This is a genomic window from Collinsella sp. TF07-1 (assembly GCF_003437235.1).
Lineage (GTDB): Bacteria > Actinomycetota > Coriobacteriia > Coriobacteriales > Coriobacteriaceae > Collinsella.
The window spans coordinates 41,732-54,532 of record NZ_QSRV01000001.1; the positions used below are offsets into that span (position 1 = coordinate 41,732).

General features: G+C 59.6%; 13 protein-coding genes. 6 read left to right on the top strand and 7 right to left on the bottom strand.

Annotated elements, in window-relative coordinates; all coding sequences use genetic code 11:
• The first annotated feature begins 69 nt into the window (after positions 1 to 69).
• Positions 70 to 1,452 carry an MATE family efflux transporter gene (locus DXC67_RS00185; RefSeq protein WP_117636899.1) on the top strand — a complete coding sequence of 461 codons (1,383 nt, stop codon included), beginning with the start codon at positions 70 to 72 and terminating at the stop codon, positions 1,450 to 1,452.
• Positions 1,453 to 1,479: 27 nt separating this feature from the next.
• On the opposite strand, the gene DXC67_RS00190 is transcribed toward DXC67_RS00185, so the two are convergent.
• On the bottom strand, positions 1,480 to 2,346 hold the full coding sequence (locus tag DXC67_RS00190; protein WP_117636900.1) for a LysR family transcriptional regulator: 867 nt from the start codon (positions 2,344 to 2,346) through the stop codon (positions 1,480 to 1,482).
• Positions 2,347 to 2,504: 158 nt separating this feature from the next.
• Between DXC67_RS00190 and DXC67_RS00195 the strand changes: the two genes are divergently transcribed.
• Positions 2,505 to 3,407, top strand: coding sequence for a DMT family transporter (locus DXC67_RS00195; RefSeq protein WP_117636901.1), 903 nt, complete (start codon positions 2,505 to 2,507; stop codon positions 3,405 to 3,407).
• 88 nt (positions 3,408 to 3,495) lie between these two features.
• Entirely contained in the window at positions 3,496 to 4,221 is a 726-nt protein-coding gene (locus tag DXC67_RS00200; RefSeq protein WP_117636902.1) for a uracil-DNA glycosylase, read from the top strand.
• Between the two features lie 50 nt (positions 4,222 to 4,271).
• Here DXC67_RS00200 and DXC67_RS00205 read toward each other — a convergent pair whose 3' ends face one another.
• From DXC67_RS00205 to DXC67_RS00215, 3 genes are all read right to left on the bottom strand, one after another.
• Positions 4,272 to 4,952 carry an SDR family NAD(P)-dependent oxidoreductase gene (locus tag DXC67_RS00205; protein WP_117636903.1) on the bottom strand — a complete coding sequence of 227 codons (681 nt, stop codon included), beginning with the start codon at positions 4,950 to 4,952 and terminating at the stop codon, positions 4,272 to 4,274.
• 9 nt (positions 4,953 to 4,961) lie between these two features.
• Complete coding sequence (locus DXC67_RS00210) at positions 4,962 to 5,684, bottom strand: VUT family protein (protein WP_233503106.1); 723 nt, start codon at positions 5,682 to 5,684, stop codon at positions 4,962 to 4,964.
• Positions 5,685 to 5,840: 156 nt separating this feature from the next.
• A complete protein-coding gene (locus tag DXC67_RS00215) occupies positions 5,841 to 7,454 on the bottom strand; it encodes a peptide chain release factor 3 (protein WP_055286676.1) in 1,614 nt (537 codons plus the stop codon).
• A gap of 647 nt (positions 7,455 to 8,101) precedes the next feature.
• Between DXC67_RS00215 and DXC67_RS00220 the strand changes: the two genes are divergently transcribed.
• From DXC67_RS00220 to DXC67_RS00230, 3 genes are all read left to right on the top strand, one after another.
• Positions 8,102 to 8,482, top strand: a complete 381-nt coding sequence (locus DXC67_RS00220; RefSeq protein ID WP_117636904.1) for a GntR family transcriptional regulator — start codon at positions 8,102 to 8,104, stop codon at positions 8,480 to 8,482.
• A 138-nt stretch (positions 8,483 to 8,620) separates the two neighbouring features.
• A complete protein-coding gene (locus DXC67_RS00225) occupies positions 8,621 to 9,388 on the top strand; it encodes an ATP-binding cassette domain-containing protein (RefSeq protein WP_233503107.1) in 768 nt (255 codons plus the stop codon).
• Positions 9,385 to 10,083: an ABC-2 transporter permease gene (locus DXC67_RS00230; RefSeq protein WP_117636905.1), complete on the top strand. Its 699-nt coding sequence runs from the start codon at positions 9,385 to 9,387 to the stop codon at positions 10,081 to 10,083. The genes DXC67_RS00225 and DXC67_RS00230 overlap by 4 nt, the downstream gene beginning before the upstream one ends.
• An 86-nt stretch (positions 10,084 to 10,169) precedes the next feature.
• Here the strand turns inward: DXC67_RS00230 and DXC67_RS00235 are convergent, their stop codons facing one another.
• From DXC67_RS00235 to DXC67_RS00245, 3 genes are all read right to left on the bottom strand, one after another.
• Positions 10,170 to 11,468 (bottom strand): chloride channel protein, encoded by a 1,299-nt coding sequence (locus DXC67_RS00235; RefSeq protein ID WP_117636906.1) that lies wholly within the window; start codon positions 11,466 to 11,468, stop codon positions 10,170 to 10,172.
• Between the two features lie 125 nt (positions 11,469 to 11,593).
• Positions 11,594 to 12,127: a TIGR00730 family Rossman fold protein gene (locus tag DXC67_RS00240; RefSeq protein ID WP_117636907.1), complete on the bottom strand. Its 534-nt coding sequence runs from the start codon at positions 12,125 to 12,127 to the stop codon at positions 11,594 to 11,596.
• 36 nt (positions 12,128 to 12,163) lie between these two features.
• Complete coding sequence (locus DXC67_RS00245; RefSeq protein WP_055252221.1) at positions 12,164 to 12,589, bottom strand: potassium channel family protein; 426 nt, start codon at positions 12,587 to 12,589, stop codon at positions 12,164 to 12,166.
• Between the last annotated feature and the right edge of the window lie 212 nt (positions 12,590 to 12,801).

Genomic DNA, 12,801 nt, shown 5'->3' on the forward strand with positions numbered 1-12,801 from the left:
ACTAGGCGATTAGGAGTATCATCGTCTGCGCAAATAAGCACAAAAGAGCATGTTAGAGATTGAGAGCGTATGGCTGACACCGTATCTAAGCACATTGACATGACCACCGGATCGCTGTGGCGCAATGTTCCCCTGTTCGCCTTCCCTGTGGCCGCCACGAGCATCTTGGAGCAACTGTCGAACCTCATCGCCACGGTCATCATCGGTAACTTCTCGGGCGACCAGGGAACCCTCGCCATGGCGGCGGTCGGCTCCAATGTTCCGCTTACCAGTCTTATGCTCAACCTGTTTATTGGCATGTCGCTTGGCTCCAACGTGGTCATCGCCAACGCTATCGGCCGCAACGATCAGAACATGGTCAAACGCGCCGTCCACACCTCGATTCTTATGGCACTTGTGGGCTTTGTCGTCATCGCACTGGGCGAGATCTTTGCCGAGCCCATGCTCGCCGCGCTCAACGTTCCCGCCGAAACCATGCCGCTCGCTTCGCTCTACCTACGCGTCTTTTTGCTCAGCATGCCCTCGATCTTGCTTTACAACTTTGAGGCCGCGATCTTCCGCTCCGTCGGCATCACCCGCATGCCGCTGCAGGCGCTTGCCGTGTCCACCGTCCTCAACATTGGCCTGGACCTCATCTTTGTCCCCGTACTCCACTGGGGCGTCGCGGGCGTCGCCATCGCCACCGCCATCGCCTACACCGTCAGCGCCGCTACGCTCTTTATCCGCCTGCTCAAGACCGACTCCGTCGTCCGCGTCACCCCACGCGACTTAGGCTTAGACCCCGTCGCCCTCAAGCGCATCGTCAAGATCGGCCTGCCCGCCGGCATCCAGAGCGCCGTCTTTGCCGTCGCCAACATCATCATCCAGTCTGCTATCAACAGCCTGGGCACCGAGGTCATGGCGGCATCGAGCGCCGCTATGAGCTTGGAGTACGTATGCTACAACCTGCTCAACAGCTTTAGCCAGGCTTGCACCACCTTTGTGGGACAAAACCACGGTGCCCGCCAGATCGACCGCTGCACCAAAACGCTCAAGGTCTGCCTGGTCGAAGGCGGTATCGTTGCACTCACCACGATTATCGTTATTGTCGGTCTGGGGCGCGAGATCTTGTCGCTGTTCAACAGCGATCCCAACATCGTCTCGATCGGCTATATCCGCGTGTGCTCGATCTTCCCGGCGTACGCCTTTAGCATGTTCTACGAAAACATGTCAGGCTACTTGCGCGGCTTTGGTATTTCACTCACGCCCGCCCTCATCACCATGATCTGCGTCTGCGGCATCCGCTTCTATTGGGTGTTCTGCGTGTTCCCGCACTTCCGCACCTTTGCGAACATCATGATGGTCTACCCCATCAGCTTGGGCACCACGGCGTTCTTCATGGTCGTGGCGGTACTACTCTGCCACCCGGCACGCACCTATCGCGCCACCCAAGCCAAAGCGACAGCCCGCTAAACACCGCACCCAACGCCACGCCAGTCATTAATTGACAATATGCGAGCTCATATAGTCGATAAAGCGCCTCGTGGCGATAGGCATGGTGTCCCAGCTGCGCCAGGCGGCCACCACGTCGCGCGAGGGGGCATGCACGATGGGGCGCACACAAATATCGGCCCGCATGCCCTCGACGGTACGGCGGTAGAGCATGCTCACACCGAGGCCCTCCTCCACCATCGCCATAATGGTGTAGTCATCGGTGACCTCACTCGTCACATGCGGCGATAGCCCGTGCGCGGCAAACGCATCGAGCACCAGACTCTGTTCGCCCTCATCCAGCAGCACAAACGGTTCGGACGCCAGGTCGGCAAGCGTCACCTTTTCCTTTGCCGCCAGTGGATGGACGGCTGGCAACAGCGCCACCAGCTCGTCGTGATAGACCACGCGTTTCTCGAGCCCCTCGGTAAATCCACGCGCTGTAAAGCAAAAGTCGACCATGCCATCGTGCACCCACTGGGCATTGCGCGTGTAATCGCCCTGCTTGAGGGTAAAGCGCACACCCGGATGCAGGGCCCCAAAGTCGCGGATCACACGCGGCAACACAGTACGACTCACGTTGGTAAACGTCGCAATGCGAATGTCGGTCGACGAAAGCCCCAGCAATTCCTGGCGCTTGCCCTCAAGCTCGGCCTCGGCAGTTACAATCTGGCGCAGATACGGCAGGTACTGCTTGCCGTCGCGCGTAAGCGAAACGCCCTGCTTGCCGCGCTCGATAAGCGTGGTACCCAGCTCGCGCTCGAGCGCTTTGACGGCCTGGCTCACCGCGCTTTGCGTATAGCCCAGTTCGTCCGCCGCGCCCTTAAGACTGCCGCGATCGACCACCATACAAACAATCTGATACCGCGATGCCATCGTACCTCCACATCGACGTAGCCGTAAAACGTTTTGCCAGCGCTTTTTCCGCCTACATTAGTATTACTTAATCATACTGAAGATACATTCGCTTTACTACATCTAAATCTGGGAGCAGAATCCTTTTTGCGAAACCGTTCTGTAACAAAAGGAGTCCCATGGATCGCAAAAAAGCAATCGCGCTCTCGTTTTCCGTTCCCGTCGCATGGGGCTTTTCGTACCCCCTCATGAAGATCGGCATGGACAGCATGAACGCCACGAGCATCGTTGCGCTGCGCTGCATCATCGCCTTTGTGGCCTGCCTGCTGCTCTTCCACAAGCACGCGCTGCGCATTAACCGCGACCTGATGGTTCGCGCCGCCATCATCGGCGCCATCATGGCAACCGAGCTCACCTGCATGTGCTTGGGCTCCAGCCTCACCTCCGCCTCAACCGCCGGCTTTTTGCAGAGCCTGACGGTCGTAATCGTGCCGTTTGCCAACGCAGCTCTGCTGCGTCGCGCCCCCGAGCGCAAGGTGCTCATTGGAACTGCCATCGTCACCTGCGGTATGCTGCTGCTCTCGGGCGCCGACTTTACCAGCCTGAATCCCGGCGCGATCATCATGCTGCTCTCGGCCTTTATCTATGCCGGCCACATTATCGTAGCCAAGCGCTTTGTCGAAGAAGTCGATCCGCTGGCCCTGGGTGTTTGGCAGCTGGGCTTCGGCGGCCTGTTCTCGGGCATCGCCGCATTTACCTTTGGCGGCTTTACGCTTCCCAGCACGCCGAGCGAGATCGTCGTTGTCGTCGCACTCGCACTCATCTGCTCTGCCTACGGCTTTATCACCCAGACGCTCGTACAGCCCCACGTGCCCGCCGAGACCACGGGCTTTGCCTTCTCGCTCGAGCCGGTCTGCTCCGCCGTCTTTTCGTTCTTCCTGGTCGGCGAGGTCCTGAGCCCCATCGCCTTCTTTGGCGCCGCCCTCATCCTCACCGGCGTCATGGCGGCAACCGTCGAGCTCCCGCGCCTTCGCTCGCAAGGACACGCTCACATGGCAGGAGCACCCGAGCACGTCTCGTAGGCCCCACTCTTCATACAGCCGCGGCATAAAGGCAACCGGTGCGCCTTTACAATAGATACCAACAGAGTATCTGCCATAAAGGAGTTCCATGGACACCGCAACGCGCGACCGCAACATAGCAACTTGGTTGGGCGATGCGCCGCAGCCGGTACGCGACACGACGAACCAGCTGCTCGAGCGCATCGCCCTTTTGCGTGCCGAGCAGACCATCTACCCGGCACAAGACGACATCCTCAATGCCCTCGCCTACACGCCGGCCGACCAGGTCAAGGTTGTCATCTTGGGTCAAGATCCCTATCACGGACCCAACCAGGCCATGGGGTTATCGTTCTCGGTCCCCGCGACGCAAACCAAGTTGCCGCCGAGCCTGCGCAACATCTATAAGGAACTCAAAGCCGATCTGGACTGCCCCTTTCCTGCCACGGGAGACCTAACCCCATGGGCACAACAGGGCGTCCTGCTCCTTAACACCACGCTCACCGTGCGCAAGCATGCCGCCAATTCGCACGCCAAGCTGGGCTGGAGCACGCTCACCGACTATATTATCGAACGCTGCTGTCAGCTGCCCCAGCCGGTCATCTTTTTGGCATGGGGCCGCTTTGCCCAGCAAATGGTTGAGGGCAAGCTCGACGCGATCGGCGCAGGCAAGGCAACCGGCAAGTTCTGCCTAGCTTCTACGCACCCCTCGCCGCTTTCGGCCAACCGCGCCACGGCAGAACTCCCCGCCTTTATAGGGTCGCGCCCCTTCTCGGCAGCCAATCGGCTACTCGAACAGCGCGGCTCGACCCCCGTCAACTGGACTTGCCTCGGCTAAAAATCAATACATCAAAAACGCGCCCGACGGATTTCCATCGGGCGCGTTTTCTACTCGGGCCAGATAAACTGGGTGCGGCCGGCCTCGCCGCCATCGATCAGCAGGCTCTGCCCGGTCATAAACCGGTTGGTCACGCCCACAAAGTAGATCCACTCGGCGATCTCTTGGGCGGTGGCCCAGCGCTTAAGCGGCGTGAGCTCCATAATCTGGTTCCACAGGTGTTCGTCTTCCATCACGCAACGGTTGAGCGGCGTGATAACGCCGCCCGGGTCCACACTGTTGGCAATGGCCTGCGGCGCCAGACGGTTTGCAAGGTTTTTGGTGTAGGCGATAATGCCGCCCTTGCTGGCAGCATAGGCGGGAAACTCCGATCCCGTATGTCCGCTCGCCGATCCCACATTGACCACGGATGTGATAGCCGGTGTCGGCTTGGCGGCAAGACCCTCCCCCACAAAGGCATAGCACTCGGTCACGTTGATGGTGCCACGCAGGTTGGCAGCGATGTCGTCGGCCGAATCCTGCGTGCCGGCAACGTTTACGATTACCTGTGGTTCAAGGTCGTCTGGAAACGAGTCCGGTTCGCGGACATCAACAATCAGATGCCGGTAGCGCTCGTGTTCGATCGCCGCCGGCAGCAGGTCAAAGCCCACGACCTCGTGGCCCTCGTCCAAAAAGCGCTGCACGCACGCGGCTCCGATACCGCCCGAAGCGCCCGTGATCAAAACCCGCATACTTGCTCCTTAGGCGGTTGCGTGGCGCTCGAGGTACTCGGCGCCCACATTCTCGCGCTCCCAGCCGCGCACGACCTTATAGCCCACGGGGCTCAGAAAGACCTCGCACAGCAGCTCGGCAACAGCGCCGGTCAGCGAGCACATAAGGACCTGCACCCAGGTCCAACCAAAGAACGTGTGGCTCACCACAATGGCAAAGACCAAGTTGTCGATAAACTGGCCAACACCCGTGGACACATAAGAGCGGAAGGCAAAGCTCGCAAAGTTATTCTTTTTGAGCATACGGCCGAGCGACTGGTTGAGCGTGGAATTAACCACGGCAGAAACGAGCATTGCCAGCGAAGAGCCCAGCACCACGTACCAGGTGCCGCCAATGGTGGCGTTAAGGGCAGTGTTGACCTCGATCATGCCCGTGTCGTAGTAAGCGCCCCACATGCCGGGCGTGAGCGAGCACGCCCAAAAGCACAGGCTCACGGCCAGGTTGACCAGCAGCGCAAGGACAGAGATTTTGATGGATGCCTTGGCGCCAAAGCGCTTGCAGATCATGTCCTGGCACAAAAACGAAACCCAGCTCACCACAAAGCCGCAATCGAGTGCCAGATACGGCAGGCTGATAAGCTCTTTGTTGGCCAGCAGGTTCATCATGATGACACTCACGAAAAACAGCGAAACCGTTGCCGCGGGAATGCTCCGCAACAGGACCTTGTAGTCCTCCATGACCTTCTTGATCATTATGTACTCCTTTGGTTTTAGGTTTAACGAGCAGGATATCGGACCCGAACTGCTCGGACGTCACGGGCTTGAGACGACGATGGGTATAATAGCCGCTCACACGGCATCAGGCAAGCAAACGACGCGGCAGCCCCACAGGGCCACCGCGCCGATGCATTAAAAGGCTACGTTGCCAAACTCCGACAGGATAAGATCGGGGTTGTGATCGGTTGCCCAATCCACGTTCCACGGGCTCGTGAACAGCAGCAGCTTACCGCCGCGCATGTCCTCGACGCGCAGCGTGTCACGCGTGAGCGAAAGGCCCGGGATATCAATGGTATCGGGGTCGTTCTGAATCCAGCGGATGTCCGTATAGGGCAGCGGCTGGCGACGGACCTCAACACGATACTCGGCCTTAAGGCGGCGCTCGAGTACCTCAAACTGCAGCACACCGACCACGCCCACGATGACGCTCTCCATGCCGGCACCCAGCTCGCGGAAGATCTGGATGGCACCCTCCTGGGCAAGCTCCTCCATACCCTTGACGAACTGCTTGCGCTTGAGCGTGTCGACCTGCGTAATGCGGGCGAACATCTCGGGGGCAAACGTCGGGATCTGCGGATACTGCACGTGGCGCTTGCCGGAGCACACGGTGTCGCCGATGCTAAAGATACCCGGGTCGAACAGGCCCACGATATCGCCCGCGTACGCCTCGTCCACGATGGCGCGGTCATCGGCCATCATCGACGTGCCCGTAGCAAGCTTAAGCTTGCGGTTGCCCTGCACGTGGAAGGCGTCCATGCCACGCTCGAACTTGCCCGAGCAAATGCGCACAAAGGCGATACGGTCTCGGTGGTTCTTGTCCATATTGGCCTGGATCTTAAACACAAAGCCGCTAAAGTCGTCGCGGCAGGGATCGACCGGCTCACTGGTGAGCGTATCGGTATAGGCGCGCGGCGTCGGGGCCAGGCGCAGGAACTCCTTGAGGAAGGGCTCCACACCAAAGTTGGTGAGCGCCGAGCCAAAGAACGCCGGGCTCAGCTTGCCGCAGGCCACAGCATCCAAGTCGAGCTCGTCGCCGGCGCCATCGAGCAGCTCGATGTCGTCCATCAGGTTCTTGTGGTTCTCCTCGCCGATGAGCTCGTCCATGGAAGGATCGCCCAGCTCGGCCTCGACCTCGGCGACCTTCTTGGTGGCGTTGGCGTGACCGTCGCCCTCAAAGGCAATGACGCGACGGGTCTGACGGTCGAACACGCCGCGGAAGTTGCGACCACTGCCGATCGGCCAGTTCATGGGATACGTATTGATACCCAGGACGTTCTCGATCTCTTCCATGAGCTCAAACGGATCGCGAGCCTCGTGGTCGAGCTTATTCACAAAGGTGAAGATGGGAATGTGGCGCAGCGTACAGACCTTAAAGAGCTTTTTGGTCTGGGCCTCGACGCCCTTAGCGCCGTCGATGACCATGACTGCGGCGTCGGCGGCCATAAGGGTACGGTAGGTATCCTCCGAGAAGTCCTGGTGGCCGGGGGTATCGAGGATGTTGACGCAGGCGCCATTATAGGTGAACTGCAGCACCGAGGAGGTAACGGAAATGCCGCGCTCCTTCTCGATGTCCATCCAGTCCGAGACGGCGTGCTTGGCCGAGCTCTTGCCCTTGACCGAGCCGGCGGTCTGGATGCTGCCGGTATAGAGCAGCAGCTTCTCGGTAAGCGTGGTCTTACCGGCGTCCGGGTGGCTGATGATCGCGAATGTGCGGCGCGACGAGATTTCATCCGACAGGCTTGCCATGCGGATCCTTTCTTGCATTGAGTGCATTACGTCGTTGAAACCGTACTATTGTAGCCGCGAAATCTCGCTCTAGGGCACCTATCAGGACAAATTCATCAGTTGGGGCTCGGACGGTGGAATGTCAGCGGTGTTCCGCGACGGTTTGTCTCAATCTGTAACACCTAGAAGGGGTTTTGACCTCCAGATGTTACAGATTGAGATGAACGCACAGGGCGGGCAGCCAATATCTTGATCTGTAACAGTTAGCCAGCAAAAACGGGCCTAGATGTTACAGATCAAGACAAATGAATGGACCTGTCGACAAAATCTCAATCTGTAACAGATAAACAGGTTTTTGATCTCCAGATGTTACAAATCGAGACAAACGGAAAGGCAGGCAGCCAATGTCTCGTTCTGTAACATCTAGCCGCGCAAATCGCCTCTTACTGTTACAGATTGAGACAAATAGGCAGGCGGGCAAATAACATCTCAATCTGTAACAGAAGGCGACCCAAAACGGACCCAGGTGTTACTGATTGAGATTGTTTTGGAGCAAGCGCGGCGCCGATGGGCTATTCCACATTTAGCTCTTGCATAACTGTGCATAGTGTATATATACTGTGCTTACCGGTTATATACACGTGTAGCCCAACAGCTAAGGAGCCGCTGTGGACATCATCCTATCCAATTCGAGCGATAAGCCCATCTACGAACAGATATCCTCGCAGGTCAAAGCTCAAATCCTTCCGGGCACACTCGCTGCGGGAGCCAAACTCCCCAGCATCCGCGCACTCGCGAGCGATCTTGGCGTGAGCGTCATCACCACCAAGCGCGCCTATGCCGACCTGGAGCAGCTCGGGTTTATCTGCACCGTGCAGGGCAAGGGCTGTTTTGTCGCCGAGGGCAACCAAGAACTCTTGCGCGAAAATCAGCTCTGCCATATCGAAGAGCTGCTTGCGAAAGCGGCGAGCCAAGCCGAAGCCTTGGGCGTCACGCGCGACAAGCTGCACGAGATGCTCGACCTCGTAGCCCCCGAAACCATGCAGTAGCCATCTGCAAGAAAGGCTATACCATGCAAAAGTTGCTAGAACTCAAAGGTGTATCGCGCCGCGTGAGCGACCGCTTTTCACTGCGCGACGTCACGCTTGCCGTGGAGCCCGGCCAGATCGTTGGCTTTGTGGGCGCAAATGGCGCCGGCAAAGCCAACGACCATTCGCGCCGCGCTTGGGCTTATAAAGCCCGATGCCGGCGAGGTGCATCTGCTTGGACAGCGCTGCGACGCCAACGCGCCCGACGAGACGCAGCGCCACCTGCGCTCCCGCATCGGGCTTGTCCTGGACACGTGTCCCTTCCCCTCCACGCTCAAGGTGGGCCAGGTCGAGAAGCTCGTAGGCCCGGCATACCCCACGTGGAGCTGCGAAACGTTCGCCGGATTCATCGACCGATTTGGCCTCGATCCCAAGACGAAGGTCAAGGACCTCTCCCGCGGCATGGGCATGAAGCTGCAGCTCGCCTGTGCGCTCAGCCACAATGCCAAGCTGCTCGTTTTGGACGAAGCCACCGCGGGCCTCGATCCCATGGCGCGCGAGGAACTGCTCGACGAGTTGCTTGCCTTTGTCGCCGACGGCCAGCACAGCGTGCTGCTCTCGAGCCACATTACATCCGACCTCGATCGCACTGCCGACCGCGTCATCTGCATCGATAACGGCTCGATTGTGTTTGACCTGCCGCGCGAGGACATTACCGACCGAGCCGGCATCGCCCACTGCACCCAAGCACAGGCCGCAGAGCTTATGGCTTGCGTCGAAGGCGCCCGTGCCGCCCACCACGCCTATAGCGTGGACGTGCTCGTGCCCAACCGTCGCGATGTGCTCGAGGCCTTCCCCGAGATTCCCTGCGACCGGGCAACCATTGATGACTATCTTCGCCTCACGCTGAAAGGGGCTTCGAAATGAAACGCGCCTTTATGTCTGAGCTCGCCATCGTCCGCACGCTCGTCCCGAGCATCGCGGGTGTCGGCCTGTTCATCTTCGTCGTGTTGACCCTCGCCAACGCATCGGACGGTGACTCTGGCATGAGTGCTGGCGCCTGCGCGGTCAGTGCCATGTCACCCATCATGGTCATGAACTCGCTGGCCGGCTACGACAATCAAAACGGATGGGAGCGCTATCGGGCAACGCTGCCCATCTCGCGCAAAGACATCATCTGTGCACGCTACCTGAGCATCATTGTCTTCTCGGCCGTCATGGCGTGCGCCGCCGCGCTTTTGAGCATCGTCTCCATCCCGCTCTTCAACAGCGCGGGTATTCCCTCGACGGGACAGACCGTCTTTGAGACCACAATAGCCTCCGCCGCATCGATGCTCATCTCCCTCATGATGGTGTTTTTGGCACAGCCGCTGTTCTTTCGATTTGGACACATGGAGGCGCTGCGCCTTTCCGTCGGCCTGTTTGCCCTGCTCGGGTGCCTTGCCATGGCAGCGCTGAGCTCCTCCAACCCCATCAGCAACTGGCTCATGTCGATTGCCGGAGCGAATCCCGATCCTGCCGTTCTGGGCTGTCTGTGCGCAGGAATTGCCGTGCTGGCCCTCGCGCTATGCGCAATCAGCTGCACCGTCAGCACCAAGGTTTATCGAGTACACGACCTGTAGGCACGCGAGTCTCAATCCACGAAGGACGCGATCGCCCCCGCCGCAAATCCGTGACAAATGGCATATCCCCGGCACGCGCTATCGTGCTACTTGCGCAGCGGTTTGGGCAGCGGAATGCCTGCCGCAATGACGGCGGCGATGATCATGCAGACGATACCCTTGAGCGGGAAGCACATGAGCAGCAGGCCCACAACCATGACCGGCTGACGCATGACCGCACCCATCGTCGATGCCGTGCAGACGGCGACGCAAAAGACCGGATCGGCACCGGTGAGGATGGCAAGGCCGTAGCCCAGGCTTACGCCCGAGAAGATAACCGGGAAGAAGTGGCCGCCGCGCCAACCCATATTGATGAGGGCGGGCGTCAGCATGGCCTTGACCAGGCCGGTCGCGATAAGCACGCCGGCGGGAATGGTGAGGTAGGTCTCCATGAGCACGTCGGCCTGGGTCTCGCCGGCAAACATGGTGTAGGGCAAAACCGTGCCGCAGATAGCGAGGGCCAGACCAGCCAGCATCGCCTTGACGACAGGGCGCTCCCCTATGGCATGGGCAAGCGCTTCGCTCGCGTGCTCCGAGACAAAGTACAGCCAGCCGCATACGGTACCGACCAACGCCAGCGGAATGAGCCAGGCAAGCTCGAGGTTACCCACCTGGGCAGCCTCGAACCTCGGCATGCCCATGCCGCCACCCATGAGCTGGCCGAGCAGCAGATAGGTGCCCAGACCGCCGGCAATCGCGATGCCGTAGACCACGGTCTTTTGTGCCTTGGGCAGCTTGATGGTGATCTCGTCGGACGCGGAGTCCTCGCCAGCGCCCTGGCCGTCGGCGCTACCGGCGAGCGGCGCCACAAAGCCAAACACGGGCGCGGTAAAGAGCGCCGTCAGGGCAGCCTGGGTGCCCAACAGCGTGAGCTCCCTAAACTCGGCGCCAAAGCGACGCATGCGGTCGCCGACCCAGCTGCACAGACCCGCGATAACGCCGGTCAGGCCGGCCTCCGGTCCAATACTTCCGCCAAACAGCAGCGGCAGCAATGCCGCGAGTGAAAGCTTGCCCAGGTTGTCGTACGGGTAGCGACCGTCTTGTTTAACCTTGGCCATCACCTGGTTGAGGTCATCGGTCTTGGTGCCCGTCATCTTTGCGTACAGACCAATCAGCAGACCGCCCAGCAGGCAGACGAAAAACGGATACGGCAAAAAACCGAACGGACCGCTCGCGAGCTCGGGCGAAGCGACGCCCAGCATATGCGGGATCTCGGTCCATAGATAGTCGATACCGTGCTCCATCGCAAAGAAAAACAGCCAGACCGCGGCGCCTGCAAACGCACCGGTCACGGCCACGCTCACTAAGAACAGCGCACGGTTTTTGGGTTTTGCAAGGGTATCCATCGGGACCTCCCGTGGTCAAATCGACAAAGATACGTTTTATTGTAGGACGAGCAGGCCTCGGGCGGGCTAACCATCTACGCCGCGAACGGTGCCGTTGGGTGCCGCACGAGCGATGAGCCTAAGGCTTAGGCGCCGATAATCGATGCGATTTGACGCAGGTCGTCGGCAAAGTAGATGCCGGTCTGGCGCTGCGGGCTCGATAGGCCCTTGTCGATCATGCGCCCGAGCAGCGACTTAAGATCGTTGTAGTAGCCCCCGAGGTTGTACAGGATGCACGGCGCATCGAGATGCCCCAACGACACGGCGGACATGACCTCGGCAATCTCCTCGAGCGTGCCCGTACCGCCCGGGAAGGCGATGAACGCGTCGCCGAGCTCGATCATCCTGGCCTTACGCTCGGCCATGTCACTCGTCACGATGAGATCGTCAATACCGTCGTGTTGAAACTCTGCCTCGATAAAAAAGCTCGGCTCAACGCCCGTCACATGCCCGCCAGCATTGAGCACGCTATCGGCAAGCGCGCCCATCAGGCCCGACTTGGAGCCGCCGTATACCAGCGCGTGGCCGTTGGAGCCAATCCACGTGCCGAGCTCTCGCACTGCAGGCAGAAACGCCGGGTCGTTGCCGACGCTCGCGCCCAGGTATACCGTGATATTCATATTCAGTCCCCCTCGTCGTGACGCGCGTCGCCCGTTCTAGCGTTGGCGTCGGCGATATTCGCGCACACGGCGCGACAGGTCGGCGAGCTCGTCACGATCGAGCTCTTCCAAATGCTCGAGATCGTCCATAAAGCGCGCCATGGTGTCCTTTTGACGCATCTTGATGAGCGTGTTGCAGTAGTTCACCGCCACGCCCGTGAGCATGGCGATGTAGAAGATGCTGATGACGCTCAAAACGACGGTGATAGCGCGGGCAACCGGCGTCTCGGCCGGGATATCACCGAAGCCGATCGTCGATACGGTCTCAAAGCTAAACCAGAGGCCGTCGCCAAACGTGAGGGTCGTGGGCTCGGACAGCCAGACGGCCGTCGAGCACAGCAGATAGAAGACGAGAAACAGGCCCGTGATGCGCGCAAAGCCAGCCTGGCGCAACACGTCAGCAAGCGTCCTCAACTTGTTCATCGCGACCTCTTTTCCCAGACGCCCAATCACATTCGCTCGGTATTGTCCCACGCCTCCCCCGCAAACGGAACTAGTCATTGGGGACGTTCTTAAATGACTAGTCAAACAAGAACGTCCCCAATGACTACCTGACCGTTTAGCGGTGCGGTGGCTGAGTGGGCAGGTTGAGCTGGTATCCTTATGTGATACTGTCTCGACTCGATAGGATTACA